A 26,470-nucleotide genomic window follows, 5' to 3' on the forward strand; every position below is an offset into this window, starting at 1 on the left:
CCGATCCAGGCATGAATCCTTGCCAAGCCTGAGGAACAACATTGTGGCGATCCGGGAAACGGCTACGAAGGAGTAACGTGGTGAACAACCGAACCGAATCGCAACTGCTCTCGGGCGTCAAGCGCGAAGACTGGGCACTGCCCGAGAAAACCCGCTTCGAGCAGGCCCTGATCAAGGGATGCGAGCTGAAGAACACCAACCTCGCCTACCCGATCTTCGACCAGTGCCTGCTGCAAGACTGCAGATTCGAGAAGAGCGACTTTTCCAACGCGCGCTTCTTCAGCGCCACCGAGCTGATACGATGCACCTTCAGGAACATCGACTTCCGCGCCGCGGGCCTCAATGACAGCGTGTTCCGCCAGTGCACTTTCATCAAATGCGACTTTCGCCAAAGCCCCTTCAATGACTGCGTCCTGGTCGATTGCCTGTTCGACACCTGCAAGATCATCGACAACACCTTCGACGCCGGAAAGCTGGAAAACTGCAGTTTTTCCGGCAAGCTCCAGGAAGTGAACTTCGTTGCAGAGCAACCGAACACCATGCTCCGGGCAGATTTCAGCGCTTGCATCCTGGACTACGTCACCTTCAAGAACTGCAACCTGGAACAGATTTCTCCGCCGACGGACAGCCGCCACCTCTACGTCCGGGATCTGGCCGAACGCGCCAGGAAGGCCCTGGCCCAGGTCACGAGCCACCCCGAGAGCCCGCAGAACAACCTGCTCAAGCGCCGATTCAAGAACCTGGCCATGCAGCGTGGCGGCCTCTTCAACCTGAAAAACCTGGTTGAGGTCGAAGGACAGGAGTTCGCCGATCAGCTCATTTCGCTGCTGCAACAACCTGGCTGAGACAGCCCGGTAACCTCTCACACGGGCACTGCGCGACCATGAAAAAACAGACCACGCTTTCTGCGCTACTGGCCCTGGCGTTATCGACTGTGTGCATCCCCGCACACGCCGCAACCTGGCAGATCTGCCACCTGGAACTGCGCGTCACCGAGGTCGTGAAGCAACCCTATCCGCAGCTACAGGCCCAGGTACTGAAAGCCAGCCCACAATCGGCGACGGCAAAGTGCCCGGAGACGGGCACACGTCTCACCTTCACCCCGGAAACCCCCGACTACCAGAGCACGCTCCCGCGCAAACGCTGGCCCGGCAAAGGACAGCCGGTACGGGTCGACTACCGCTACCTGGACGGTATCTGCAAGGGCGATGGCAACAGCCATCCGTGCCGCATCAAGCACTATCCCGTCGTGGGCCGCTGACGTCGATCAACGGGTGCGACTTCACGTCCCGATGTTCTGTTTGCGGGTTGGTCACAATCGTGGTCTATTCTTGAGTCGTCACCAGGATCGTCAACATGGGAGATGGCGAATGGATGCACGAGAAAGAGCGTTGATGCGGGCCAGCGTGGCGCTGGGGTTGCTGGTCAGTACGCTGAAGAAGCATGACCTGGGCGCGCCGTTATCCCTGGATGATCCCCTGCTCAGGGACATGCTCAGGCAACTCCAGGAAAACCTGCAGGAAGCCGAAGCCAACCATGCCGTGTCCAGCGCCATGATCCCGTTGCACAGGGCGTTCGCCCAAGGCTCGCTGATCAATGCCGGCAACGTCGGCGCCCTGCTCAATCACCTGAAGCTGGTCGACGCCCTGCTCAAGGACGCCGGCCACCCCGCACAGGCAATGACCGCCTAGGCATTGGCCGGCACGAAGTCCGGCCCGCCGAGCTTGTCCCGCACCATCAGCGCCGACCGCATCAGCGGCGTCCACATGCCGTCCGGACTGTTCCAGGCCGCACCCGCCCAGCGGGTGTCGGCCTGCAGGTCGGCCTTGCGGCTTTCCAGCTGGCGCTTGAGCGCCACCGCCACGCTGCCCAGGTCGACGTCGAAGAGGTCGCCATAGGGGCCCTGCGGCTGCTTGCGCTGCTTGTCCTGGCAGAAGCGGTAGTACCAGACCCAGTCATGGGCGATGTAGATCGCCCGGTTGCGGTCCGGATAGGTCGCCAGGATGGTCAGCAGGGCCGCGACGAAACGCGTCGGGAAGCTCGCATCATGGGTCAGGCGCCAGTACGGCACGATCAACTGGTCGAAGGCCGCCACCACGTTCTGCGGCTCGTCGTTGTCGACCTTGGCTTCGAGGAAGTAGAACGGCTCGCCCACCAGGAACTTGTCCAGCTCATCGTTGGCCAGGGCCAGTTGCAGCACATTGTCGAACGGGTTGCTCATTGGATTTTCACTACATCGTGGGTCGACATCAGCACATTGACGTCATTACCGTGGGAAATCGGCACATTGTCCAGCACCGCCTCGCGCATGCCACCCGGATAGGTCAGGCCGCCCGGACGCCAGAGCGAGTTGACGCCCCCCTCGTTGCCGGTGGGCATCAGTACCTTGGGGTTGTCCAGGCTCACCATGTAAATGTCCTTGCCCACCAGCGAGCCGGGGTCGTAGCCCAGGGCCGACTCCAGCACAGAGACATCGCCGGCCTTCTGGTACTCGGCCACCACCCCCTGCAGGTCGGATTTGGCCATGACGAACTTGTTCGGGTTGAACGAGCCGTACTTGGGATTGGAGATGTCGTCGGCGGTGAACAGAAAGCCGCCGCCCTCGTCCTTGAAGGTCTGCAGGTGCTTGTCGATGTACGAGCCTTCGAGGTAGTCGCTCGGCGGTGGCCGGCTGCCCTTGGGAATCGCCATGATATCGGCCTCGGTCATCCCGGCCTTGTACGCCGCCGCCCGCGGCGCCGGCGTCTCGGCGAGGCGCGCCATCTTCGGCCCCATGCCCAGCAGGGCCATGCCGGCAACGCCCTGCAGCAGGTCGCGGTAGCCGGGGCCCAGGCGGTCGCCCAATTGGCCCAGCAGCTCCATGCCACCCATCATCGCCCCGCCGATCACGACGAAGCCACCCAGGGCGGCGAGCCCGGTCATCGCCGCCAGTATCGCCGCACCGCCGAGCGCGGCCAGGCCCAGGGCCTCCAGGCCGGTATGCATCCAGCCCTCGATATCCAGGACGAACGCCACGGCTACCGTCGGCCCGCCGATGAAGGTATTCGGGCTACCGGTCTTGATGTGCGCGCCGCAGCTCATCTTGCTCTTCAGGCGGGCCGCCGGCTGACCGTTGATATAGACCGTGGCGCTGCCTTCGGCGATCTCGACGTTGAACGGCCAGTACGGATGGTTCAGCGGCAGGCCCGAGCAGGAGTCCGCCGCATCGACGCCGGCACGCATGGCGTTGCGACGATTGATGAAAACGTCCTGGCTGCCGAGTATCAACGTTCCGGTCGTCGGTTCGGGGAGGTCGAAGATCGTGGTCAGGCCCTTGACGATCTGGAACATCGACAGCCCGCCGGCGGCGATCGAGCCGGCCATGATCGCCAGTGCCGCGCCACCTGTGGCCACGGTGGCGGCCACCACCGCAGCGCCGATCAGCGCGCCGGCCACGGCACCGGCGACCATCGCGGCCACGCCGAAACCGTGGGCTATCTCATCGCCGAGTCGGGCGGCGGCCAACATGTCCATAGGGTCGACGGCCCCCGATCAGGCCTGGGGCTGCAGCTTGAGCGTCTGCAAGGCGGCCTTCCACGCCGGCTCGTGGTGCACGAGATCGTTTGGCGTGGTGGTCAAGGTGGCGATCAGGCCCACCGGCTGGCGGTCGATGAACACCTGGCGCAGCATCAGCTCGCGGCCTTCGCGCTGCCAGCTGTAGTCGAGCAGCACGGCGGCGTGCTCGCTGAGCACGAAGTCCCAACGCTTGATCAGGTTGAAGCCGGGCAACTGCTGCCCGGCGCTTTTCAATTGCGCGTCGACATAGTCGGCAAATGGCAGCTCGCCACGGCTCGGGTCACGGCTGATGACGAAACTGGCTTCGCGCGCGCCGCCGACGGCGGGCAGCTTGAAGATATTGAGGCTCTGGTCCTGCCAGGTCTCAGGAATGTCCAGGTCGGCTTCCTGAAGGCGGTATGCAGTCATGGTCGAAGACGCTTTCCATGCAGGTGGATGACTCGATGAGCCGCGAATCTTCAAGCAATAACTAGTAACAATCAAGGCGCCCGGCGCAACCATTCACCGAGCCATGACGCCGCTCTCATTTTTTCCTGGCAGGCAATAAAAATGGGCACCCGATCCCATCGGCGTGCCCATTCTCGTACAACACTCCCCTTGCTCCGGGAGTACTGCCAGGAAGCTTACGGGTTGACGCTGTCTTTGAGCGACTTGCCCGGCTTGAACGCAACGGTGTTGCTCGCCTTGATTTTGACTGGCTCGCCGGTTTGCGGGTTCTTGCCGGTGCGGGCGCCGCGATGACGCTGCAGGAAGGTGCCGAAGCCCACCAGGGTCACGCTGTCTTTACGGTGCAGGGCGCCGGTGATTTCTTCGAGCACCGCGTTCAGTACACGGTTGGCCTGTTCTTTGGTGAGATCCGCTTTTTCAGCGATTGCAGCGGCGAGTTCTGGTTTACGCATAGTGAAGCCTCTTTGACGGTTTTTTGTTTTTATGTCCGTGCTGTTCTTCCGGAACAGCGCCCAAAGCGCCGCAGGCTCTACGCTGCGACAGACGGGAGGAGAATGGCACGGCGCCGAGCCCCGCGCCAGTCTACCTGCGACCTTTGTAGAGGCAAAAGCAGGGTATTTACGACAGAAGGAGCGCCGTTTACGCCAACAACGCCGGCAGTTCCTTGTTCAAGGCCAGTTTTTCCGCGACGGCGCCGCCGGTCAGGGCGTAACCCAGCAGGCGACCGCTGGCATCGCGGCACAGCGCCTTGATGTCGGCGCCCTGCCCCTCGACCGTCCAGGCGCCGTCCATGCCGCGTGGCGGTGGCGATACCACCAGCGGGCAGACCGGCGTCTTCACCGTCACCGGCATGGCGCCATAGCTCACGGCGGTAGGGTTGCCGGCCAGGGTCTGGGCCAGGGCGCGGGCGCAGTTCATCAGCGGCATGACGTACAGCAGGTTCAGGCCGTCGACCTCGGCGCAGTCGCCCAGGGCATGGATGTTGGCGTGGGAGGTCCGCAAGTAGCGGTCGACCACCACGCCACGGTTGACCTGCAGGCCCGCCGCCGCGGCCAGGTCGATGCGCGGGCGCAGGCCGATGGCCGAGACCACGACGTCGCAGTCCAGGGTCTCGCCGTCGGACAGGTGCGCCTGCAAGTGGTCGCCAGCGCGTTGCAGGCGGGTCAGCACCGGCCCGAGATGGAAGCGTGCGCCCAGGCTTTCCAGGCCGGCCTGCACCGCCGCCGCGGCGGCCGGGTGCAGCAGGGTCGGCATGACCTGCTCGCAAGGCGCCACCAGGTCCACTTCATAGCCACCCAGGATCAGGTCGTTGGCGAATTCGCAGCCGATCAGCCCCGCCCCCAGCAGCAGTACGCGCTTCTTGCCGGCGACAGCGGCGCGGAAACGGGCGTAGTCCTCCAGGTCGTTGATGGGGAAGATCGCCTCGGGCGCATCGCCCTCGACCGGTACCCGCACGGTTTCCGCGCCCCAGGCCAGGACCAGGTCGCGATAGTGCACCGCCTCCTCGCCAATCCACAGGCGCTTGTGGCCCGGGTCGATGCCGCTGATGCGGGTATGGGTACGCACCTCGGCCTTGAGCTGCTCGGCCATGGCGCCCGGTTCGGCCATGCTCAGGCCGTCGGCGTCCTTGTTCTTGCCAAAGCCGGTGGACAACATCGGCTTGGAGTAGGAGCGCCCGTCATCGGCGGTGATCAGCAGCAACGGGGTTTCGCCGTCGAGCTTGCGAAACTCCCGGGCCAGGTTGTAGCCGGCCAATCCGGTACCGACGATCACGACAGGTGCATTCATTCCCTTCTCCACGTCCATTGTTGTTTGAAAATTGATCGATCAGGCGATTTCGATCATTTCGAAGTCCGACTTGCCGACGCCACAGTCCGGGCACAGCCAATCTTCGGGCACGTCTTCCCAACGCGTACCGGCGACGATGCCGTCATCCGGCCAGCCCTCGGCTTCGTTGTAGATCAGGCCACAGACCACACACTGCCACTTCTTCATGCGCTACTTCCTCGATTCCCAGGCATTGTCGGCACGGACGATCGATGGTGCAGCGTTGTCGCCCGGCTCAGGGCGTTTTGTACTGACCGAAGCCGGCAGATGCAAGCATGATCGCTAGCGATGACCGCCCAGGCGCTCTAATTGGCCGGATACCCTGTGGTAAGCTCGCGGCCTCACTGGCTGCCGATCAACTGCCCATCGTGTCGCACAACGCCCAAATTCCGGCCTCTCCCGCCTGGCTCACACAGAGCCGACTGGCGCCCCCACCCAGCCTTCGGACCCTCGACTGGCTGTTCGACGAGGGCTCCCTGACCCGACGACTGACACAGCTTTGCAACAATACCTTCAGCGTGACGCCGCTGTTCGAAGGCTGGCAACCACTGCGCGACGACGAATGCGCCGCCTTGGACCTGCCGCTCGACAGCCTCGGCTGGGTGCGCGAGGTCTACCTGCGCGGCCACGGCCAGCCCTGGGTGTTCGCCCGCAGCGTGGCGGCGCAGAGCGTGCTGCAGCAGGGTGGGCTGAACATGGATGAACTGGGCAGCCGTTCCCTGGGTGAGCTGCTGTTCTGCGACCAGGCCTTCGAACGCCAGGCGATCGAGGTCTGCCACTATCCGGCGCCCTGGCTGCCCGCCGAACATCGTGCCGACCGCCTCTGGGGCCGGCGCTCACGCTTCAATCGCGGGCCGTTGAGCCTGCTGGTGGCGGAGATCTTCCTGCCGAGTCTGTGGCAGGCCGTCGATGCCGCCCAGGAGACCTGCTGATGTACCTGAACCTGCTCAAATCGATGAACCGCCTGCACCCACGGGCCTGGGACTTCCTGCAACTGACACGCATGACCAATCCGATCGGCATCTACCTGCTGATGTGGCCAACCCTGAGCGCGCTGTGGATCGCGAGCAAGGGCGTGCCCTCGCTGAGCCACCTGCTGATCTTCGGCCTCGGCGTGGTACTGACCCGGGCCGGTGGCTGCGCGATCAACGACTTCGCCGACCGCAAGGTCGACGGCCACGTCAAGCGCACCGAGCAGCGACCCTTGGCAGCGGGCAAAATCAGCGGCAAGGAGGCGCTGGTGGTGTTCGCCCTGCTGATGGGCATCAGTTTCGTGCTGGTGCTGTGCACCAATGCCACCACCGTGTGGTTTTCCTTCGGCGCACTGGCGCTGGCGGCCTGCTATCCGTTCATGAAGCGCTACACCTACTACCCGCAGGTGGTGCTGGGTGCGGCCTATTCCTGGGGTATCCCGATGGCCTTCACCGCCCAGGACGGCAGCCTGCCGGCGGCGGCCTGGCTGCTGTACATCGCCAACCTGATGTGGACGGTAGCCTTCGACACCTACTATGCGATGACCGACCGCGAGGACGACCTGAAGATCGGCGTGAAATCCACCGCCATCCTGTTCGGCGATGCCGACCGGGTGATCATCCTGACCCTGCAGGGACTGATGCTCGGCTGCCTGCTGCTGGCCGGCTCGCGTTTCGAGCTGGGCGGCTGGTTCCATGCCGGCTTGCTGGTGGCGGCGGCGTGCTTCGCCTGGGAGTTCTGGATGACCCGCGACCGCGATCCACAGCGCTGCTTCAGGATGTTCCTGCACAATCACTGGGCGGGCCTGGCGATTTTCATCGGTGTGGTGCTGGACTACGCGCTGCGCTGAGCCTATTCAATCCACAGCAACCCGATACACCGCAGACTGCAGGAGCAGGGCTTGCCCGCGAATGGGCCCTCGAATTGGCTAAGGGCTTCGCGGGCTAGCCCGGCTCCTACAAGGGTCGCGAAAAACCCCGGTTCACGGGCCCTCAGGGCTTGGCCACGTGCCAGACACCGCCCTTGCCATCACCGATCTTGTCGCCGTCCTTCTTGTCGGCCTTGAAGGTGTACAGCGGCTTGCCGTCATAGGCCCACTGCAGCTTGCCATCATCCCGCTTGATCACGCTCCACTTGCCTGACGCCTTGTCCGTCGCGCTGGCTGCCAGCGGTGGCCAGTTGGTCTCGCAAGGGTCGCCGTTGCACATCGACTTGCCGGCGGCATCCTTGTCGAAGGTATAGAGCGTCATGCCATGAGAATCGACCAGCATTCCACCCTTGGCCATGGCGGGTTCGGCAGCGGTGGCCAACGCCGGCAGGGCCAGCACGCCGGCGACCAGCAGGGCCTTGAGCGAAAACGAAGAGTTAGTCATCAGAACCTTCCTTTTGTGGTTGTAGATTCGGACTTTCAGCTTAGTTCATGAACATGACTATCGTCGGCACGCCGGAAAAGCTGTCACATGACTGCAATAATTTCGTTATCTAATGCGGCGCAAGACAGTTCAATGACAAGAGGATTAAGGGACATGGTTGGCAGGAGCATTCTGATCGTCGACGACGAAGCCCCGATTCGGGAGATGATCGCTGTCGCCCTGGAAATGGCCGGCTATGACTGCATGGAAGCCGAAAACTCCCAGCAGGCCCATGCAATCATCGTCGACCGTAAACCTGACCTGATCCTGCTGGACTGGATGCTGCCCGGGACCTCGGGTATCGAACTGGCCCGCCGCCTCAAGCGCGACGAGCTGACCGGCGACATACCGATCATCATGCTCACCGCCAAGGGTGAGGAAGACAACAAGATCCAGGGGCTGGAAGTCGGCGCCGACGACTACATCACCAAGCCGTTTTCCCCCCGCGAACTGGTTGCCCGCCTGAAGGCCGTGCTCCGTCGCGCCGGCCCGACCGACGGCGAAGCGCCGATCGAAGTCGGTGGCCTGCTGCTCGACCCGATCAGCCATCGCGTGACCATCGACGGCAAGCCCGCCGAGATGGGCCCGACCGAATACCGCCTGCTGCAGTTCTTCATGACCCACCAGGAACGCGCCTACACCCGCGGGCAGTTGCTGGACCAGGTCTGGGGCGGCAACGTCTATGTCGAAGAGCGTACCGTCGACGTGCACATCCGCCGTCTGCGCAAAGCCCTCGGCGATGCCTACGAAAATCTGGTACAAACCGTGCGCGGCACTGGCTACCGGTTTTCCACCAAGGGCTGAACCGGCTTTCGCGCACTGACTGCTGACAAGGACGCATGTTGAAGTGAATCAAAACTGGCACGGCACCCTTATCCGCCATCTGTTGTTGCTGGTAACCGGCTGCCTGCTGGTCGGCCTGATCAGCGGCTATTACAGCTGGGCACTGGCCGTGGGCCTGGGGACCTACCTCGTGTGGACCCTCAAGCAGCTGCTGCGCCTGCACGAATGGCTGCGCCTGCACAAACCCGACGAGGCACCGCCCGATGGCTACGGCCTGTGGGGCGACGTGTTCGACAGCATCTATCACCTGCAACGCCGCGACCAACGCGTGCGCGGTCGCCTGCAGGCGGTGATCGACCGGGTCCAGGAGTCCACTGCGGCGCTCAAGGACGCGGTGGTCATGCTCGACAGCGACGGCAACCTGGAATGGTGGAACCGCGCCGCCGAAACCCTGCTGGGCCTCAAGACCCCACAGGACAGCGGCCAACCGGTGACCAACCTGGTGCGCCACCCGCGCTTCAAGGAATACTTCGAGCAGGACAACTACGCCGAACCGCTGGAAATCCCCTCGCCGACCAACGACCGCCTGCGCATCCAGCTGCACATCACCCGCTACGGCAACAACGAGCACCTGATGCTGGTCCGCGATGTCACCCGCATCCACCAGTTGGAACAGATGCGCAAGGACTTCATCGCCAACGTCTCCCACGAGCTGCGCACCCCGCTGACGGTGATCTGCGGCTACCTGGAAACGCTGCTGGACAACGTCGAGGACGTGAATCCGCGCTGGCTGCGCGCCCTGCAGCAGATGCAGCAGCAAGGCGGACGCATGCAGACCCTGCTCAACGACCTGCTGTTGCTGGCCAAGCTGGAAGCCACCGACTACCCCTCGGACAACCATCCGGTGCAGGTCGATACCCTGCTGCAGACGATCCGCAACGATGCCCAGGCGCTGTCCGGGCAACTCAACCAGACCATCACCGTCGAAGCCGACCCGGACATCCGCCTCAAGGGCAGCGAGGGCGAACTGCGCAGCGCCTTCTCCAACCTGGTGTTCAACGCCGTCAAGTACACCCCGGCCGAGGGCAATATCCGCGTGCGCTGGTGGGGTGACGAACAGGGCGCGCACCTGAGCGTGCAGGATTCGGGGATCGGTATCGACAACAAGCACCTGCCACGCCTGACCGAACGTTTCTACCGCGTAGACTCCAGCCGCAACTCCAACACCGGGGGTACCGGGCTGGGCCTGGCGATCGTCAAGCACGTCCTGCTGCGCCACCGCGCCCGCCTGGAAATCAGCAGCGTACTGGGCCACGGCAGCACCTTCACCTGCCATTTCGCCCCGGCCCAGGTCGTGCGCGCGCACAAGAACGAACTCTCCGCCTGAACCAGGGGTCCCAGCCAGTAGCCGCACAGGCCACTAGGCAAGGGGCCCATGTGCCGCTACATTGGTGGGCTTGGGCCTGCCTTTCAGGCCTCGAAACACAACTTCAAATTGAAATACGGAACCCGTAAAACCCAATCATGGACCCTTCCCCTAGTAGCTTGACCCTCGCCTCGATATTCGCCGATTTCGGCATGATCCTCTTTGCTCTGCTCCTGGTCCTGCTCAACGGTTTCTTCGTTGCCGCCGAGTTCGCCATGGTCAAGCTGCGCTCGACCCGCGTTGAAACCATTGCCCAGCAGAACGGCTGGCGCGGGCAGATCCTGCGCACCGTACACAGCCAGCTGGACGCCTACCTGTCCGCCTGCCAGCTGGGTATCACCCTCGCCTCCCTGGGCCTGGGCTGGGTCGGCGAGCCGGCCTTCGCTCACCTGCTGGAGCCAGTACTCGGCGCGGTCGGCGTGAGCGCCCCCGAAGTGATCAAGGGCGTATCGTTCTTCACCGCCTTCTTCATCATTTCCTACCTGCACATCGTGGTCGGCGAACTGGCCCCCAAGTCCTGGGCCATCCGCAAGCCGGAGCTGCTGTCGCTGTGGACGGCGGTGCCGCTGTACCTGTTCTACTGGCTGATGTACCCGGCCATCTACCTGCTCAACGCCAGTGCCAACGCGATCCTGCGCATCGCCGGCCAGGGTGAGCCCGGCCCGCATCACGAGCACCACTACAGCCGCGAGGAACTCAAGCTGATCCTGCACTCCAGCCGTGGCCAGGATCCCAGCGACCAGGGCATGCGCGTACTGGCCTCGGCCGTGGAGATGGGCGAACTGGAGGTGGTCGACTGGGCCAACTCGCGCGAAGACCTGGTGACCCTGGACTGCAACGCGCCGCTCAAGGAAATCCTGGCCCTGTTCCGTCGCCACAAGTTCAGCCGCTACCCGGTGTACGACGCCGAACGCAACGTGTTCGTCGGCCTGCTGCACATCAAGGACCTGCTGCTGGAACTGGCCGCGCTGGACCACATCCCCGAGTCGTTCAACCTCGCCGAGCTGACCCGCCCACTGGAGCGCGTGTCCAAGCACATGCCGCTGTCGCGCCTGCTGGAACAGTTCCGCCAGGGCGGCTCGCACTTCGCCCTGGTCGAGGAAGCCGACAGCAAGGTGATCGGCTACCTGACCATGGAAGACGTGCTCGAAGTGCTGGTCGGCGACATCCAGGACGAACACCGCAAGGCCGAACGCGGCATCCTCGCCTACCAGCCGGGCAAGCTGCTGGTGCGCGGTGACACGCCGCTGTTCAAGGTCGAGCGCCTGCTGGGCATCGACCTGGACCACATCGAGGCCGAAACCCTCGCCGGCCTCGTCTACGAGAGCCTGAAGCGGGTACCGGAGGAAGAAGAGGTCATGGAAGTCGAGGGCCTGCGCATCATCATCAAGAAGATGAAGGGACCGAAGATCATCCTGGCCAAGGTCCTCAAGCTCGACTGATCACCCACAGGACCAGGGTTTAGCTGGTCCTGTCACTGCCCGCCCACGGCGAAGTTCGGCAAGGCCTCCATCGGCTGGCTGAACTGGTACGGAATCGACACCAGGCCCAGCCCGGTATTGCGCTGCACCACGAAATGCAGGTGCGGCCCGGTGCTGTTGCCGGTATTGCCCGACAGGCCCAACAGGCTGCCCACGGCGACCCGCTGCCCCTCACGCACGCTCACCGAGCCCTGCTTGAGGTGCAGGTAGACGCCCATGGTGCCGTCATCATGGAGGATACGAACGAAGTTGCCGGCCGGGTTCTTGCCGCGCCCGGTCTGGTCGTTCTCGGTCTTGACCACGACCCCGCCCCGCGCCGCAATGATCGGCGTGCCCACCGGCATGGCGATATCCATCGCGTAGCGGCTCTTGGCGCCGTGATGACTGTACTCGCCATTCGGCCCCTGGGTCAGGCGAAAGGGCCCGCCTCGCCAGGGAAACGGATAACGATAGCCCTGGGCCTGGCCCGAGGGGTCACCGAGGGAGTAGCGGAATTTTGGGGTATACAGGAACGGCAGGCCGGGTTGGGTCGCACTGAGCAGCGCCAGGCGCTGCTGGCTGCGCGCCGGCAACACCTTGCGAATCGGCTGCGTGGGTGCCCCGCTGACGTTCTTCAGCGCGCCGAAGCCCAGCTCGATCTCCACCGGCGCATACAGGTCGTTGCGCACGAACACTTCGTCACCGCCCTTCTGCTTGCGAATGTCCAGGCGTACCTGGCGCTCCAGGTGCTCGACCATCCGATCGCGAAACACGAACACCTGGGCACCCGGTGCAGGGCGGTCGCTGTAGGTGACGACACCATTGGCGTCGACGTACTTGTAGACCGTCATGGCCGTAGCCGAGGTGGCGGCCATCAACAGGCCACAGGAAAACAGCAGGCGCAGGAACAACATAGGGCAAGCCGCCAAACGAAACGTGGCGAGCAGATTAGCAGGCCGCCAAGATGTTTGTATGACTCAGGCCGACTGGATCGTGTCCTGACCGAAGCACAGGTCGACCTCCAGTTGCGCCGGCTCCGACAGGTTCACCAGGGCATCCAGGGAGAACTTGTCGATCTTGCCGTTGAGCAGGTCGTTCAGCCTCGGCTGGCTGATCCCCAGGCGCTGGGCCGCCGCCTTCTGGGACAGCTCCCAGGCGTTGATCCTGCTGATCAGCGCCATCATCAGCCTGGAGCGCAGGCGCATATTGGCCGCCTCCCGGGGCGTCTCCTCCAGGGCATCCCAGACGGAGGGAAAACGTTCAACATTGGCATGATCGCTCATGGTCTTGCTCCTATCTCCTGGTATCTCACCCTGGCCAGCTCGATATCCCTGGCCTGGGTCTTCTGGGTCGTCTTCCTGAAGGCGTGCAGGACATACAGGGCATCAACCCTGTTGGCCACGTAAAACACCCGGAATGCGCCGCTCTCGTCACTGACACGGATTTCGTAGACACCCCTGCCTATCGTCATCATGGGCTTCCAGTCGCAAGGTGCTTCACCCTGCTGCAGAAGATCCAACTGAAAACCTACCGCTCGTCTCGCCTCCAGCGGGAAAGCCCGCAGATCCCTGAGCGAGTTCCCCACGAATACCACGTCCTTGTGCCTTGCCATCGATACCTCCCGTGCTTGCCAGGAAAAGCGTAATCAATGAGCGAGCCGTTCGGAGTGCGAGGTTGTTGCAAGACTTGGCTGGCGGCCATGCCTTGTCGATCAATCTATATCAAAACAGATATAAAAAAATCGGACGAAGGACTATTCGGACGAAAGGCTTTTCGATACGCGAGGTAGGAATGAGGACAGGCAACCCGGTGCGTCAGCCGCAACGGGTTGCCAGGCGGGCATCAGGCGCCAGGAACGAAGTGTTTCTGGGCGGTGCCGCGAGCGATCAGGCGAGAAATGTAGTCGAGCTTTTGCGCATCCTGGTCGATGAACCGGAAGGTCAGTTGCAGCCAGTCGCTGTCCGGCTTGGGCTCGTGGGCGACGATGGCGTGCAGGTAGCCGTTCAGGCGGGCCACCTCGGCATTCTCACCCTGCTCCAGGTCGAGCACGGCACTTTCCAGGATCTGCGGCAGGGCCTCGCCACGACGCACCACCAGCAGGGCTTCCTTGATGCTCAGGGCCTTGATCACGCATTGCTGGGTGCCGCTGGCCAGGCGCAGCTGGCCCTGGCCACGACCACCGGTTGCCGCGCTGGCTGCCGCCGCAGGCGCCGGTGGACGCACCGGCGGGCTGTTGAGGATGCCCTTGGACGCCGCGGGTGCCGCTGCGGGGGCTGCTGGAGCCGCCGGCGACACGACGGCCGGCTTGCCACCGGTCAGCGCGCTCAGCGAGTCGTTGCCGAACCCCGCGTTCGACTTCGGAGCGCTGCTCATCAGCGCGTCGAGCTTGCCGACCTTGTGCAGCGCCTGCTTGACCTTGGTCAGCAGTTGTTCGTTGGTGAACGGCTTGCTGACGTAGCCGGAGACCCCGGCCTGGATCGCCTGCACCACGTTCTCCTTGTCGCCACGGCTGGTGACCATGACGAACGGCATGTTCTTGAGGGCGTCCTGCGAACGGCACCACGTCAGCAGTTCCAGGCCGGACATTTCAGGCATTTCCCAGTCGCACAGCACCAGGTCGAACGCCTCGCGCGCCAGGATCGCCTGGGCCTTGCGTCCGTTGACGGCGTCTTCGGTCCGCACACCCGGGAAGTAGTTGCGCAGGCACTTTTTCACCAGGTCGCGGATGAACGATGCGTCATCCACCACCAACACACTGACTTTGCTCATTGACCATTCCTCTAAAAATCCCGGCCAGCATACTGGCTAATGGCCATTTGCAAAACTGATCAGTCACGCCGGGATTTTATCGCTCGCAAGGCGCATAAAATTCGTACGCCACAAACAAAAACGCCCGACCATTGGCCGGGCGTTTCTCTCGGGCAATCTTACTTATCGTCAGCTTTGTCCGGAACATTAGCAGTTTCGGGGGCCACTCCCTCAACTTCCTGGCGCATGCGCTTGAGGCCCATGTGCCGTACGTCGGTGCCGCGTACCAGATAGATTACCAGCTCCGAGATATTGCGTGCGTGGTCGCCGATCCGCTCCAGCGAACGCAGCACCCAGATGATGCTCAGAACCCGCGAGATAGAGCGAGGGTCTTCCATCATGTAGGTCGCCAGCTCGCGCAGGGCGGTCTTGTACTCGCGGTCGATGATCTTGTCGTACTGCGCCACGGACAGCGCCAGTTCGGCGTCGAAGCGGGCGAAGGCGTCCAGCGCGTCACGGACCATGTTGCGCACCTGGTCGCCGATGTGGCGAACTTCCACGTAGCCACGCGGGGCCTCGCCTTCTTCGCACAACTGGATGGCGCGACGAGCGATCTTGGTGGCTTCGTCGCCGATACGCTCAAGATCGATCACCGACTTGGAGATGCTGATGATCAACCGCAGGTCGGACGCCGCCGGCTGGCGACGAGCGAGGATGCGCAGGCACTCCTCGTCGATGTTGCGTTCCATCTGGTTGATCTGCTCGTCAATCTCGCGCACCTGCTGGGCCAGGCCGGAATCGGCCTCGATCAGCGCGGTGACGGCGTCGTTGACCTGCTTCTCCACCAAGCCGCCCATGGCCAGCAGGTGGCTGCGTACTTCTTCCAGCTCCGCGTTGAACTGCGCGGAAATGTGATGGGTAAGACCTTCTTTATCAATCATCGGTGTTTGGCTCCGCGAAACGTGCAGGCTTCAGGCCGCACGTTTCAAGCAGTTTGGGGTTGATCCGGGGTTCGCACAGCATCTGCCTTGCCGCCTCCGGCCTGCGGCACACAGCCGCTCCTAGCCATAACGACCGGTGATGTAGTCCTCGGTCTGCTTCTTCGCGGGATTGGTGAACAGGGTATCGGTATCGCCGAATTCCACCAGCTTGCCCATGTACATGAACGCGGTGTAGTCGGAGACGCGGGCGGCCTGCTGCATGTTGTGGGTCACGATCACGATAGTGAACTTGGATTTCAGTTCGTAGATCAGTTCCTCGACCTTGAGCGTCGAAATCGGGTCGAGGGCCGAGCACGGTTCGTCGAGCAGCAGGACTTCCGGCTCCACGGCGATGGTCCGGGCAATCACCAGACGCTGCTGCTGGCCGCCGGACAGGCCGAGGGCGGAATCGTGCAGGCGGTCCTTCACCTCATCCCACAGCGCGGCGCCCTTGAGCGCCCATTCGACGGCCTCGTCGAGCACGCGCTTCTTGTTGATGCCCTGGATACGCAGGCCATAGACCACGTTCTCGTAGATGGTCTTGGGGAACGGGTTCGGCTTCTGGAACACCATGCCGACCTTGCGGCGCAGCTCGGCGACGTCCTCGCCCTTGCGGTAGATGTTGTTGCCGTAGAGGTTGATCTCGCCCTGTACGCGGCAGCCGTCAACCAGGTCGTTCATCCGGTTGAAGGTGCGCAGCAGGGTCGACTTGCCGCAACCGGACGGGCCGATGAAGGCGGTCACGCGTTGCTTGGGGATATTCATGCTGACGTCGAACAGCGCCTGCTTCTCGCCGTAGAACAGGCTCAGCTTCGGTACTTCGATGGCCACGGTCTCGCTGGCCAGGTCCAGGCTCTGCTTGCTGCGACCCAGGGCGGACATGTTGATGCCGTGGGGTTGGGTTTCGTGCTGCATGGGTAGACTCCCTGCGCTAACAAATTCGTTTCGGTACGCCGCGTGGCGGCGTGTGCAATAAGGGACCTCGGAGGAGCAAGGCTGGCCTGCGAAGGGCCTCGGGGGCCGCCAAAAGCTTCGCGGGCCAGCCCTGCTCCTACAGGTAATGCGTCATCAACTATCCAGCGCCTTGTACTTCTCGCGCAGGTGGTTGCGAATCCACACGGCCGACAGGTTCAGCGTGGCGATCACCAGCACCAGCAGCAATGCGGTGGCATACACCAGCGGGCGTGCCGCCTCGACGTTGGGGCTCTGGAAGCCGACGTCGTAGATGTGGAAGCCCAGGTGCATGATCTTCTGGTCCAGGTGCAGGTACGGGTAGTTGCCGTCCACCGGCAGCGACGGCGCCAGCTTCACCACGCCCACCAGCATCAGCGGGGCCACTTCGCCAGCGGCACGGGCCACGGCGAGGATCATGCCGGTCATCATCGCCGGGCTGGCCATCGGCAGGACGATCTTCCACAGCGTCTCGGCCTTGGTCGCACCCAGCGCCAGGGAACCTTCGCGGACCGTACGCGGGATCCGCGCCAGGCCTTCCTCGGTGGCCACGATCACCACCGGCACCGCCAGCAGCGCCAGGGTCAGCGAGGCCCAGAGCAGGCCGGGGGTACCGAAGGTCGGTGCCGGCAGGGCCTCGGGGAAGAACAGCCGGTCAAGCGAACCGCCCAGCACGTAGACGAAGAAGCCCAGGCCGAACACGCCGTAGACGATCGCCGGAACACCGGCCAGGTTGTTCACCGCGATGCGGATCACCCGCGTCAGGGTGTTCTGCTTGGCGTATTCACGCAGGTACACCGCCGCCAGCACGCCAAACGGGGTGACGATCATCGCCATGATCAGGGTCATCATCACGGTACCGAAGATCGCCGGGAAGATCCCGCCTTCGGTGTTGGCTTCACGCGGGTCGTCGCTGAGGAACTCCCAGACCTTGCTGAAGTAGAAACCCAGCTTGGTGAAGGTGCCCATGGCGTTCGGCTGGTAGGCGTGCACCACCTTGCTGATGCCGATCTCCAGTTCCTTGCCGTTGCCGTCGCGGGCCGTGAGGCTGTCGCGATTGAACTCGGTGTGCAGCTCGCTCAGGCGCGCTTCGACGGCCTGGTAGCGGGCATGCAGTTCGGCCTTCTCGGCCTCCATGTCGGCCTGCGCGGCGGCGTCCAGCTTGCCTTCGAGTTCCAGCTTGCGGCCATGCAGGCGGATACGCTCGAGACCGGCGTTGATCGCGCCGATGTCGGTTTTCTCCAGGGACTTGAGCTGCTTGGCCAGGCCGTTCACGCGCTCGATACGCGCCCGCAGCTCAGGCCACGCGGCCTCGCCCTCGGCGACGACCTTGCCGTTTTCCTTGACGTTGACCAGGGTGCCGTAGAAATTGCCCCACTCGCGACGCTCGATGGCCATCAATTCGGCCGGCGTGCTGAGCTGGGTCAGCCACTCACCGACGACCCAGGTGAAGTCGTTGCCGTTCAGGTCACGGTTGCCGACCTTGATCAACTCGCGGGTCATGAACTCGGGACCATCATCCGGCACCGGCAAGCCCGCCGTCTTCAGGCGCGCACGTGGCACTTCTTCCTTCTGCACCACCTCGCCGACCACGACCTGCGGGGCCTGGCCCGGGATAGCGTACTGGGCCTGGATCACGTCCGCCGGCCAGAAATGCCCCAGCCCACGAACCGCGATCACCGCCAGCAAGCCGATGGTCATGATGACCGCGATGGACACCGCACCACCGCTGATCCAGACGCCTGGGGCGCCGCTCTTGAACCAGCCATTCAGGGAGTTCTGTTTCACAGACTTCTACCTTTATTAAAGCGACGAGTATTTCTTGCGCAGACGCTGACGAATCAGCTCCGCGAGGGTGTTCATGATGAACGTGAACAGCAGCAGCACCAGTGCCGAGAGGAACAGCACGCGGTAATGGCTACCGCCCACCTCCGACTCCGGCATCTCCACCGCGACGTTCGCCGCCAGGGTGCGCAGGCCCTCGAACAGGTTCATCTCCATGACCGGCGTGTTACCGGTGGCCATCAGCACGATCATGGTCTCGCCCACGGCACGGCCCAGGCCGATCATCAGCGCCGAGAAGATGCCCGGGCTGGCGGTGAGGATCACCACCCGCGTCATGGTCTGCCAAGGCGTGGCGCCGAGGGCCAGCGAGCCCAGGGTCAGGCTGCGTGGCACACTGAACACGGCGTCTTCGGCGATCGAATAGATGTTCGGGATCACCGCGAAGCCCATGGCCAGGCCGACCACCAGGGCGTTGCGCTGGTCGTAGGTAATGCCCAGGTCGTGGGAGATCCACAGGCGCATGTCACCGCCGAAGAACCACGATTCCAGGTGCGGGCTCATGAACAGCGAGAGCCAGCCAACGAATAGGATCACCGGGATCAGGATCGCGCTTTCCCAACCGTCCGGCACCCGCAGGCGCAGCGACTCGGGCAGGCGGCTCCAGGCGAACCCGGCGACCAGGATGCCAATCGGCAGCAACAGCAGCAGGCTGAAGATCCCCGGCAGGTGGCCTTCGACATACGGCGCCAGGAACAGGCCGGCGAAGAAACCGAGGATCACCGTCGGCATCGCCTCCATCAGCTCGATCACCGGCTTGACCTTGCGGCGCATGCCCGGGGCCATGAAGTAGGCGGTGTAGATCGCCGCGGCGATCGCCAGGGGTGCCGCCAGCAGCATGGCGTAGAACGCGGCCTTCAGGGTACCGAAGGTCAGCGGCGACAGGCTCAGCTTGGGCTCGAAGTCGGTGTTGGCGGCGGTCGATTGCCAGACGTATTTCGGTGCGTCGTAGTTCTCGTACCAGACCTTGCTCCACAGCGCGCTCCAGGACACTTCCGGATGCGGGTTGTCGAGCACCAGCGGCTGGATCTTGCCGCCCTGTTCGATGATCACCCGGTTGGCGCGTGGCGACAGGCCGAACAGGCCCGGGCCATCGACCACCTGCTCGACCAGCAGGGTACGGTGCGCGGTGCTGTGGAACACCCCGAGTTTGCCGGCGGCATCCAGGGCGACGAAGCCCTTGCGACGCTCTTCGGCCGTGATCTCGACGATCGGCGTGGTGCCCATCTGGAAGCTGCGGATCGGTTTCAGGCGCAGTTCGCCATCGGTGTCGCGGGCCATGAACCACTGGCCGAGACCACCCTTGGAGTCACCGATGATCAGCGAGATGCCACCCACCAGCTGTGCACTGGCGGTCACTTCGGTGTTGGCGTCCTCGAGCAGCTTGTAGCGGCCGTTCAGGCTCTTGTCGCGCAGGCTGAACACATCGGCCTGGGCACGCCCGTTGATCACGTACAGCCACTGCTGGCGCGGATCGATATAGATAGCCTTCACCGGCTCGGTCATCTGCGGCAGGTCGATGCTCTTCTGCTCGCTGGTGACCTCGCCAGTCATCATGTTCTCTTCCTTGGTCAGCGCCAGCACATGCAGCTGCGAGCCATTGGAACCCACGACGATCAGCGTCGAATCGCTGGCGTTGAGGTTCACGTGCTCGAGGGCATGCCCCTGCGCATCCAGGGTGATCGGCGTTTCACCATAGGGGTACTCGATCGCCGGGGTGATGGTCTTCTTGCCATCCGGGTAGGTCACTTTGTAGGTGTGGCGGAACACCAGCGCCTGGCCGTTGGACAGGCCGACGATCACCAGGGGAACGCCTGGCTGATCCTTGCTGATGGAGGTCACCGTGGTGCCGGCCGGCAGCGGGAGGCTCAGGCGAGACAGCTCGGCCGCCCCTTCGACAGCGAAGAACAGGACCTGCCCCTGGTCGGAAACCCGCATGCCCACCTGGTTCTGTTCTTCCAGTGAGATCATCAGCGGGTTGCCGGCATCGCGCATCCAGGCTGGGCTGACAGCTTTTTCCGCCGTCAGCGAGGCACCCTGGAACAGCGGCATGACCACATAGCCCAGGAAGAAGAAAATCAACGTGATGGCCGCGAGCACGGCCAGGCCGCCGACGAACACGTACCAACGGGTCAGACGGTCCTTGAGCGCACGGATTTGGCGCTTGCGCTTGAGTTCAGGCGTATTGAAATCAATGCGCTTGGGAGGGGAAGTCGTAGTCATGGTGGAATTGGCCAGATCGTTCATGCGCACACCCTAGCGATCCTGTATGACAGAAAGATGACAGTGCAGTGACGCACGGAAGCCGCCGCCCAGCGTGGCTGGCAGCGGATTCGGAAATTATGTGTGTGGCTGGCGGGCTGTCTGCGAAGTGTCCTTCCAGGATCACTTGCGCGGGCAGGCCCGCCCCCACATACCGGGGCTCAAGGCCCCGGCCCGATGCTTACTTCTTGGCGCCTTCGCTCAGGCCCAGTTCAGCCAGTGCCTTGGCGGCAACCTTGGCTGGCAGCGGGATGTAACCGTCCTTCACTACGACTTCCTGGCCCTGCTTGGACAGGACCATCTTCACGAACTCGGCTTCCAGCGGGGCCAGAGGCTTGTTCGGAGCCTTGTTGACGTAGACGTAGAGGAAACGCGACAGCGGGTATTTGCCGTTCAGGGCGTTTTCTTCGCTGTCTTCGATGAAGTCGGTGCTGCCTTTCTTGGCCAGGGCCACGGTCTTCACGCTGGCGGTCTTGTAGCCGATACCCGAGTAGCCGATACCGTTCAGCGAGGAGCTGATCGACTGCACCACGGAAGCCGAACCCGGCTGCTCGTTCACGTTAGGCTTGTAGTCGCCTTTGCACAGGGCTTCTTCCTTGAAGTAGCCGTAGGTGCCGGATACCGAGTTGCGACCGAACAGCTGAACCGGCTTGTTGGCCAGGTCGCCCTTCACGCCCAGGTCACCCCAGGTCTTGACTTCGGACTTGGCACCGCACAGGCGGGTCGAGGAGAAGATCGCGTCGACCTGCTCCATGGTCAGTTCCTTGATCGGGTTGTCCTTGTGGACGAACACCGCCAGGGCGTCGACAGCCACCGGGATAGCGGTAGGCTTGTAGCCGTACTTCTGCTCGAAGGCAGCCAGTTCGGTGTCCTTCATCTTGCGGCTCATCGGGCCGAGGTTCGAAGTGCCTTCAGTCAGTGCGGGCGGTGCGGTAGCGGAACCGGCGGCCTGAATCTGGATGTTCACGTTCGGGTATTCTTTCTTGTAACCCTCTGCCCACAGGGTCATGAGGTTTGCCAGGGTGTCGGAACCGACGCTGGACAGGTTGCCCGAAACGCCTTGTACTTTGGTGTAGGCGGGGATGGACGGGTCTACACCAGCGGCCACCGCGTGGGCAGTCGCGACGCCAGCAGCGACAAACGTCATTGCCGCCATCAAACGCTTCAGTTTCATGCCTTGCTCCTAGCAGAGAGGGTTGTAAGTCGGGGCCAAGTATCAGTAGGCCGCATGAACACTCTATGACTAGTTTGTGACAGTTAGATGAAAGGCCAGCATCCGCAAGGATTGCTGGCCTTTCTCATTGAAACGGCTGGAGCCCTTGAAATACGGGGCTTAGCGGGACTTCGACCAGAGATAGCCACCCACCAGAACGCCGACGCTGCAAATTATTGCAACATAATACGCGGGGCCCATCGGGCTCTCCTTGAGCAGCAGGGTCACCACCATCGGGGTCAGGCCGCCGAAGATCGCGTATGCCAGGTTGTAGGAGAACGACAGGCCGCTGAAGCGCACCACCGCCGGAAAGGCCTTGACCATCACATAAGGCACGGCGCCGATGGTGCCGACGAACAGGCCGCTCAGCGCATACAGCGGGAACAGCCACTCGGGATGGGCGGCCACGGTGCTGTAGAAAGTCCAGAAGGTCGCCATCAGCGCCAGGCTGCCGATGACGAACACCCGGCCCGCGCCAAAGCGGTCGGCCAGGGCACCGGATGCGATGCAACCCAGGGTCAGGCACACGGTGGCCAGGCTGTTGGCCTGCAGCGATACCGTCGGAGTGAAGTGAAAGAGGGTCTGCAGCACGGTCGGGGTCATCAGGATCACCACCACCACGCCGGCGGAGAGCAGCCAGGTCAGCAGCATCGAGATGATGATCGCACCACGATGGTCACGCAGTACCGCGCCCAGGGGAATGCCATCGGACAGTGCCTTGCGCTGCTGCAGCTCGGCGAATACCGGGGTCTCGTGCAACCAGCGGCGCAGGTACACCGAGAACAGACCGAACACCCCGCCCAGCAGGAACGGGATACGCCAGGCGTAGTCGCTCACTTCCACCGGGCTATAAAGGCTGTTGATCAGGGTCGCGACCAGCGAGCCGAGCAGGATACCGGCGGTCAGGCCCGAGGTCAGGGTGCCGCAGGCGAAGCCGATCTGCCGCTCCGGTACGTGCTCGGCGACGAACACCCAGGCGCCCGGTACCTCGCCACCAATGGCGGCGCCCTGGATCACCCGCATCAACAGCAGCAGGATCGGCGCCCAGATGCCGATCTGCGCATAGGTGGGCAGCAGGCCCATGATCAGGGTCGGCACGGCCATCATGAAGATGCTCAGGGTGAACATCTTCTTGCGGCCCAGCAGGTCACCGAAGTGCGCCATGACGATGCCGCCCAGCGGCCGCGCCAGGTAACCGGCGGCGAAGATCCCGAAGGTCTGCATCAGGCGCAGCCATTCCGGCATCTCGGCCGGGAAGAACAGCTTGCCGACCACCGCCGCGAAGAACACGAAGATGATGAAGTCGTAGAACTCCAGCGCGCCTCCCAGGGCCGATAGCGACAAGGTCTTGTAGTCATTTCGGGTCAGCGGGCGCGCGGGCTGCGCAAGGCTGGGAGACACAGTACTCATGCAAGGCTTCTCTTATATAGGTTGGCTGATAGATCCGCGCGGCCCGGTCGCAACGTCACCGGCGTCGATCCGGCAAAGATCGCACAAGCACGGTTGTAGTAAAACGATAAACCGGTAAAACATGTCGACAGTGGGCAAGGCGTTGTCCTGACGGCCGACAGACTGCGTGGCACCGCAAAGCCCGACGAGCGGAAAAATCTTTTGCCGAGGGCCAGGGCCACCCGGGCGCTACAGGCGGGCGAAAGGTCGGGAAAAGATAATAAAATGTTTCAGAAAGTAAGTAATGTCCCGATATAGAGCGATCGAAAGGGCTTTGCGACGGTCGTAGTCAAGCGGGTCGCTCGATATACTGGTGGCTGTCCCTGCGAGGGGTGCTGTGCCAAAACGTCGTTGGAAGATCCTTCCAGCCGGTTTCGCAGAGTTTCCCTTTAGTACGCCTTAGAGAAACGTGACGAACGTAGCATGTTCGGGCTGAATCGTTTTTCCTGAAGACGGCTATTCACCTGCAATACCCACGTAGCGTCATGGGTCAGAGGCCCTGAATATGATCGAACTCGAACAAGAAGACCCCATCCCGCAAGGCGACCTTGCCCTGCAAATCACCGCCTTGCCGCGTGAAACCAACGGTTTCGGCGATATCTACGGCGGTTGGCTGGTCAACCAGATGGACCTGGCCGGCACCGCCATGTCCAGCAAGATCGCCGGTGGTCGCGTCGCCACCGTCGCCATCGACCGCATGGCCTTCCTCGTGCCGGTCGCGGTCGGCGCCCAACTGTCCTTTTATACCCAGGCCCTGGAAATCGGCCGCAGCTCGATCCGGATGATGGTCGAGGTGTGGAGTGACGACCCGCTGTCCAGCGAATGGCGCAAGGTCACCGAGGCGGTATTCGTGTTCGTCGCCATCGACGGCAGCGGCCGCACCCGTTCCGTGCCACGGCGCGCCTGAACCCGCGGCGTTTTTTTGCGGTCCATTGCAGTCCAAATTGCCGAGCGAGAACACCATGAGCACGCCCCACGTTGAAACGGTCAAGCTGGATGAACTCAACTGCTGGAAGATCAGCCACGGCCAGGCCGAGTTGCTGGTTGCCCAGCAGGGAGCACACATCCTCAGCTATCAGTTGGCCGGCGAACAGCCCGTCATCTGGCTGAACGACCAGGCCCAGTTCAAGCACGGCAAGAGCATTCGCGCCGGCGTCCCGGTGTGCTGGCCGTGGTTCGGCGTGTTCCAACGTAACCCCGACAGCGTCCAGGCGATGCGCCAAAGCAGCGAGGAGCCAACCGCCCACGGTTTCGTCCGGACCCTGGAGTGGAGCCTGCTCGGCATCCAGGCCGACGCCGACGGCGTGCTGGCCGAATTCACCCTGCCGCTGCCCGAGGCGGGCCTACCGGGCTGGCCGCACAAGGTCGGGCTGAAGCTGGCGGCGCACCTGGGCGAGAAGCTGCACATCCGCCTCACCAGCGAGAACCTCGACGATCACCCGGTCACCCTCAGCCAGGCGCTGCATACCTACTTCGCGGTCAGCGACGTACGCAACGTCCATGTCGAAGGCCTCGACGGCCTGACCTACATCGACACCACGGATGACTGGAAGCCCGTCCAACAGCAGGGCGAACTGCATTTCAGCGGCGAAACCGACCGCATCTACCTGGATACGCCGACGCAACTGAGCATCGTCGACCCGACCTGGGAACGGCGGATCGAGCTGACGGCCGAGGGCTCGCGCTCGGCGGTGATCTGGAACCCGTGGATCGAGCGCGCCAGCAAACTGGCCGACATGGCCGACGATGGCTGGCAGAAGATGCTCTGCATCGAGACGGCGAACGTGATGAACGATGTGGTGACCCTGGCCCCGGGGGCCAGCCATGTGCTGGGCGTGACCATCGGCAGCCGCCGCCTGGGCTGAAGATTCGCGCCTGTGGCGAGCGGGCTTGCCCGCGCTCGACTGCAAGCAGTCGTAAAACCTATGTACTCGGTGTGCCTGACACGCCGGGTACATAGCGTCGAGGGCCGCTTCGCGACCCAGCGCGCGCGAGCCCGCTCGCCACAATGAGAAACGTGCAATCTACAGATCCGACTCCTTCCCGATCGTTCCCACGCTCCGCGTGGGAACGCAATCCGTGACGCTCTGCGTCACAAGAGCGGACGCTGAGCGTCCTGAGAGGCATTCCCACGCGGAGCGTGGGAACGATCAGCGATCAGCAAACGATCAAGAAAACCTACAGATCCGATTCCTTCACCACCCGCACCTTTGCCGCATCCAGCGCATACGCCGCATCGGCCAAGTCATTGCTGACCTTTTCGATCTTCAGCGTACCAACGACCCACAGCGGCGTGTAGATGTCATCCAGTTTCAGCCCCTTGGGGTAACGCACCAGCACCAGCTGGTTCGGTGGCGGCGGCGGCACGTGGATGCAGGCGCCCGGGTAGGGAACCAGGAAGAACAGCGTGCTACGGCCCTTGGCGTCGGTTTCCAGCGGCACCGGATAACCGCCGATGCGGATGTCCTTGCCGTTCATGGCCGCGACGGTCTTGGTCGAATACATCACCGCCGGCAGACCCTTGCTCTGCTTCAAGCCACCCTTGGCCGTAAACGTACCCTGGGCCTCGGGCGAGTTGTGATCGATTTCCGGCATTTGCTCGAGGGCTTTCTGGTCCGACTTGGGCATCAGTTCCAGCCAGTCGGTTTCCGGGAGCTCGGCCGCATGGGCCAGGCCGCTGCCCAGCAGGAGAAGTGTCAACAGGAGACGACGCATGAGGAACTCGGCAGGAGGGAATCAGGCGGGCATTCTAGCCCCTCTGCGCAGGACGCGCAGAGGGGATTATCGGGTCGGCTCAGCTCTTCTTGATCATCCCGTAGATCACCAGCAGGACGATGGCACCGACGACAGCCCCGATGAAACCGGCACCCTGCCCGGCATGGTAGATACCCAGTGCCTGACCACCGTAGGTCGCGGCGATCGAGCCGCCGATACCCAGCAGAATGGTCATGATCCAACCCATGCTGTCATCGCCCGGCTTGAGGAAACGTGCCACGAGGCCAACGATCAAGCCGATGAAGATGGTTCCAATGATACCCATGACGTTTCCTCTGAATGGTTGCCCCCAACCAAAGCCTAGTTCGGCCTCGGCATCTTGCCATCAGAGGACGGCGGGGACCGATGGTTCCCGCCCGCCTGGATAA

29 protein-coding genes are annotated in these 26,470 nt (G+C 63.1%); 10 read left to right on the forward strand and 19 right to left on the reverse strand.

The genetic code is table 11. The features are described 5' to 3' along the window. Positions 1 to 80: 80 nt before the first annotated feature. The 3 genes from HU752_RS00410 (at position 81) to HU752_RS00420 (ending at position 1,691) form a co-directional block, all read left to right on the forward strand. Positions 81 to 845 carry a pentapeptide repeat-containing protein gene (locus tag HU752_RS00410; RefSeq protein ID WP_186683685.1) on the forward strand — a complete coding sequence of 255 codons (765 nt, stop codon included), beginning with the start codon at positions 81 to 83 and terminating at the stop codon, positions 843 to 845. A 38-nt stretch (positions 846 to 883) separates the two neighbouring features. Further along, a complete protein-coding gene (locus tag HU752_RS00415) occupies positions 884 to 1,261 on the forward strand; it encodes a hypothetical protein (RefSeq protein WP_186683686.1) in 378 nt (125 codons plus the stop codon). A 109-nt stretch (positions 1,262 to 1,370) separates the two neighbouring features. After that, positions 1,371 to 1,691 carry a hypothetical protein gene (locus tag HU752_RS00420; protein ID WP_225920092.1) on the forward strand — a complete coding sequence of 107 codons (321 nt, stop codon included), beginning with the start codon at positions 1,371 to 1,373 and terminating at the stop codon, positions 1,689 to 1,691. Here the strand turns inward: HU752_RS00420 and HU752_RS00425 are convergent. The 6 genes from HU752_RS00425 to HU752_RS00450 all read right to left on the reverse strand — a co-directional run bounded on the left by HU752_RS00425 (position 1,688) and on the right by HU752_RS00450 (position 5,997). Beyond that, a complete protein-coding gene (locus tag HU752_RS00425; RefSeq protein WP_186683687.1) occupies positions 1,688 to 2,221 on the reverse strand; it encodes a hypothetical protein in 534 nt (177 codons plus the stop codon). The two genes, HU752_RS00420 and HU752_RS00425, sit on opposite strands and share 4 nt — an antisense overlap. After that, positions 2,218 to 3,513, reverse strand: coding sequence for a PAAR domain-containing protein (locus HU752_RS00430; RefSeq protein WP_186683688.1), 1,296 nt, complete (start codon positions 3,511 to 3,513; stop codon positions 2,218 to 2,220). Before HU752_RS00430 ends, HU752_RS00425 begins: the two co-directional genes overlap by 4 nt. Positions 3,514 to 3,531: 18 nt before the next feature. After that, positions 3,532 to 3,963 (reverse strand): DcrB-related protein, encoded by a 432-nt coding sequence (locus HU752_RS00435; RefSeq protein WP_186683689.1) that lies wholly within the window; start codon positions 3,961 to 3,963, stop codon positions 3,532 to 3,534. A gap of 215 nt (positions 3,964 to 4,178) precedes the next feature. Then, complete coding sequence (locus HU752_RS00440) at positions 4,179 to 4,454, reverse strand: HU family DNA-binding protein (RefSeq protein ID WP_003213368.1); 276 nt, start codon at positions 4,452 to 4,454, stop codon at positions 4,179 to 4,181. A gap of 187 nt (positions 4,455 to 4,641) precedes the next feature. Continuing rightward, positions 4,642 to 5,790, reverse strand: coding sequence for an NAD(P)/FAD-dependent oxidoreductase (locus HU752_RS00445; protein WP_186683690.1), 1,149 nt, complete (start codon positions 5,788 to 5,790; stop codon positions 4,642 to 4,644). A gap of 39 nt (positions 5,791 to 5,829) precedes the next feature. Then, the gene (locus HU752_RS00450) at positions 5,830 to 5,997 is read right to left on the reverse strand and encodes a rubredoxin (RefSeq protein WP_186683691.1); all 168 of its coding nucleotides are present in this window, start codon (positions 5,995 to 5,997) and stop codon (positions 5,830 to 5,832) included. Positions 5,998 to 6,197: 200 nt separating this feature from the next. Between HU752_RS00450 and HU752_RS00455 the strand changes: the two genes are divergently transcribed. Then, entirely contained in the window at positions 6,198 to 6,761 is a 564-nt protein-coding gene (locus HU752_RS00455) for a chorismate--pyruvate lyase family protein (protein ID WP_186683692.1), read from the forward strand. Beyond that, positions 6,761 to 7,651: a 4-hydroxybenzoate octaprenyltransferase gene (gene ubiA / locus HU752_RS00460; RefSeq protein WP_186683693.1), complete on the forward strand. Its 891-nt coding sequence runs from the start codon at positions 6,761 to 6,763 to the stop codon at positions 7,649 to 7,651. The genes HU752_RS00455 and ubiA overlap by 1 nt, the downstream gene beginning before the upstream one ends. 142 nt (positions 7,652 to 7,793) lie before the next feature. Here ubiA and HU752_RS00465 read toward each other — a convergent pair whose 3' ends face one another. Beyond that, positions 7,794 to 8,174, reverse strand: a complete 381-nt coding sequence (locus HU752_RS00465) for a COG4315 family predicted lipoprotein (RefSeq protein WP_186683694.1) — start codon at positions 8,172 to 8,174, stop codon at positions 7,794 to 7,796. A gap of 153 nt (positions 8,175 to 8,327) precedes the next feature. Here HU752_RS00465 and phoB point away from each other — a divergent pair, with 153 nt between their 5' ends. The 3 genes from phoB to HU752_RS00480 all read left to right on the forward strand — a co-directional run bounded on the left by phoB (position 8,328) and on the right by HU752_RS00480 (position 11,864). Then, a complete protein-coding gene (phoB, locus tag HU752_RS00470) occupies positions 8,328 to 9,017 on the forward strand; it encodes a phosphate regulon transcriptional regulator PhoB (protein ID WP_010447794.1) in 690 nt (229 codons plus the stop codon). Between the two features lie 43 nt (positions 9,018 to 9,060). Beyond that, entirely contained in the window at positions 9,061 to 10,383 is a 1,323-nt protein-coding gene (gene phoR, locus HU752_RS00475; protein ID WP_186683695.1) for a phosphate regulon sensor histidine kinase PhoR, read from the forward strand. A 137-nt stretch (positions 10,384 to 10,520) separates the two neighbouring features. Then, the gene (locus tag HU752_RS00480) at positions 10,521 to 11,864 is read left to right on the forward strand and encodes a hemolysin family protein (protein WP_186683696.1); all 1,344 of its coding nucleotides are present in this window, start codon (positions 10,521 to 10,523) and stop codon (positions 11,862 to 11,864) included. A gap of 32 nt (positions 11,865 to 11,896) precedes the next feature. On the opposite strand, the gene HU752_RS00485 is transcribed toward HU752_RS00480, so the two are convergent. The 10 genes from HU752_RS00485 to HU752_RS00530 all read right to left on the reverse strand — a co-directional run bounded on the left by HU752_RS00485 (position 11,897) and on the right by HU752_RS00530 (position 23,288). Next, on the reverse strand, positions 11,897 to 12,793 hold the full coding sequence (locus HU752_RS00485) for a peptidoglycan DD-metalloendopeptidase family protein (RefSeq protein ID WP_186683761.1): 897 nt from the start codon (positions 12,791 to 12,793) through the stop codon (positions 11,897 to 11,899). A 66-nt stretch (positions 12,794 to 12,859) separates the two neighbouring features. Beyond that, on the reverse strand, positions 12,860 to 13,165 hold the full coding sequence (locus tag HU752_RS00490) for a helix-turn-helix domain-containing protein (RefSeq protein WP_186683697.1): 306 nt from the start codon (positions 13,163 to 13,165) through the stop codon (positions 12,860 to 12,862). Continuing rightward, positions 13,162 to 13,494, reverse strand: a complete 333-nt coding sequence (locus HU752_RS00495; protein ID WP_186683698.1) for a type II toxin-antitoxin system RelE/ParE family toxin — start codon at positions 13,492 to 13,494, stop codon at positions 13,162 to 13,164. The genes HU752_RS00490 and HU752_RS00495 overlap by 4 nt, the downstream gene beginning before the upstream one ends. A 230-nt stretch (positions 13,495 to 13,724) precedes the next feature. Then, entirely contained in the window at positions 13,725 to 14,651 is a 927-nt protein-coding gene (locus HU752_RS00500; RefSeq protein WP_186683699.1) for a response regulator, read from the reverse strand. 158 nt (positions 14,652 to 14,809) lie between these two features. Beyond that, on the reverse strand, positions 14,810 to 15,571 hold the full coding sequence (gene phoU, locus HU752_RS00505) for a phosphate signaling complex protein PhoU (RefSeq protein ID WP_186683700.1): 762 nt from the start codon (positions 15,569 to 15,571) through the stop codon (positions 14,810 to 14,812). Positions 15,572 to 15,691: 120 nt separating this feature from the next. Next, a complete protein-coding gene (gene pstB, locus HU752_RS00510; protein ID WP_017901744.1) occupies positions 15,692 to 16,525 on the reverse strand; it encodes a phosphate ABC transporter ATP-binding protein PstB in 834 nt (277 codons plus the stop codon). A gap of 153 nt (positions 16,526 to 16,678) precedes the next feature. Continuing rightward, on the reverse strand, positions 16,679 to 18,349 hold the full coding sequence (gene pstA / locus HU752_RS00515) for a phosphate ABC transporter permease PstA (protein WP_186683701.1): 1,671 nt from the start codon (positions 18,347 to 18,349) through the stop codon (positions 16,679 to 16,681). 15 nt (positions 18,350 to 18,364) lie between these two features. Then, positions 18,365 to 20,398, reverse strand: a complete 2,034-nt coding sequence (locus tag HU752_RS00520) for an ABC transporter permease subunit (protein ID WP_186683762.1) — start codon at positions 20,396 to 20,398, stop codon at positions 18,365 to 18,367. Positions 20,399 to 20,846: 448 nt separating this feature from the next. Continuing rightward, positions 20,847 to 21,839 carry a phosphate ABC transporter substrate-binding protein PstS gene (locus tag HU752_RS00525; protein ID WP_186683702.1) on the reverse strand — a complete coding sequence of 331 codons (993 nt, stop codon included), beginning with the start codon at positions 21,837 to 21,839 and terminating at the stop codon, positions 20,847 to 20,849. Positions 21,840 to 21,998: 159 nt separating this feature from the next. Next, positions 21,999 to 23,288 (reverse strand): MFS transporter, encoded by a 1,290-nt coding sequence (locus HU752_RS00530; RefSeq protein WP_186683703.1) that lies wholly within the window; start codon positions 23,286 to 23,288, stop codon positions 21,999 to 22,001. Positions 23,289 to 23,832: 544 nt separating this feature from the next. Between HU752_RS00530 and HU752_RS00535 the strand changes: the two genes are divergently transcribed. Together HU752_RS00535 and HU752_RS00540 are read left to right on the forward strand one after the other, a co-directional pair. Beyond that, positions 23,833 to 24,234 (forward strand): acyl-CoA thioesterase, encoded by a 402-nt coding sequence (locus tag HU752_RS00535; RefSeq protein ID WP_186683704.1) that lies wholly within the window; start codon positions 23,833 to 23,835, stop codon positions 24,232 to 24,234. A 55-nt stretch (positions 24,235 to 24,289) separates the two neighbouring features. Then, a complete protein-coding gene (locus HU752_RS00540) occupies positions 24,290 to 25,192 on the forward strand; it encodes a D-hexose-6-phosphate mutarotase (RefSeq protein ID WP_186683705.1) in 903 nt (300 codons plus the stop codon). Positions 25,193 to 25,505: 313 nt separating this feature from the next. Here HU752_RS00540 and HU752_RS00545 read toward each other — a convergent pair whose 3' ends face one another. Continuing rightward, positions 25,506 to 26,042, reverse strand: a complete 537-nt coding sequence (locus HU752_RS00545; protein WP_186683706.1) for a DUF3299 domain-containing protein — start codon at positions 26,040 to 26,042, stop codon at positions 25,506 to 25,508. A 79-nt stretch (positions 26,043 to 26,121) separates the two neighbouring features. Further along, positions 26,122 to 26,367, reverse strand: coding sequence for a GlsB/YeaQ/YmgE family stress response membrane protein (locus tag HU752_RS00550; RefSeq protein WP_017901751.1), 246 nt, complete (start codon positions 26,365 to 26,367; stop codon positions 26,122 to 26,124). Positions 26,368 to 26,470: the final 103 nt, after the last annotated feature.

Origin of the sequence: Pseudomonas vanderleydeniana (assembly GCF_014268755.2) — a bacterium.
GTDB classification, from domain to species: domain Bacteria; phylum Pseudomonadota; class Gammaproteobacteria; order Pseudomonadales; family Pseudomonadaceae; genus Aquipseudomonas; species Aquipseudomonas vanderleydeniana.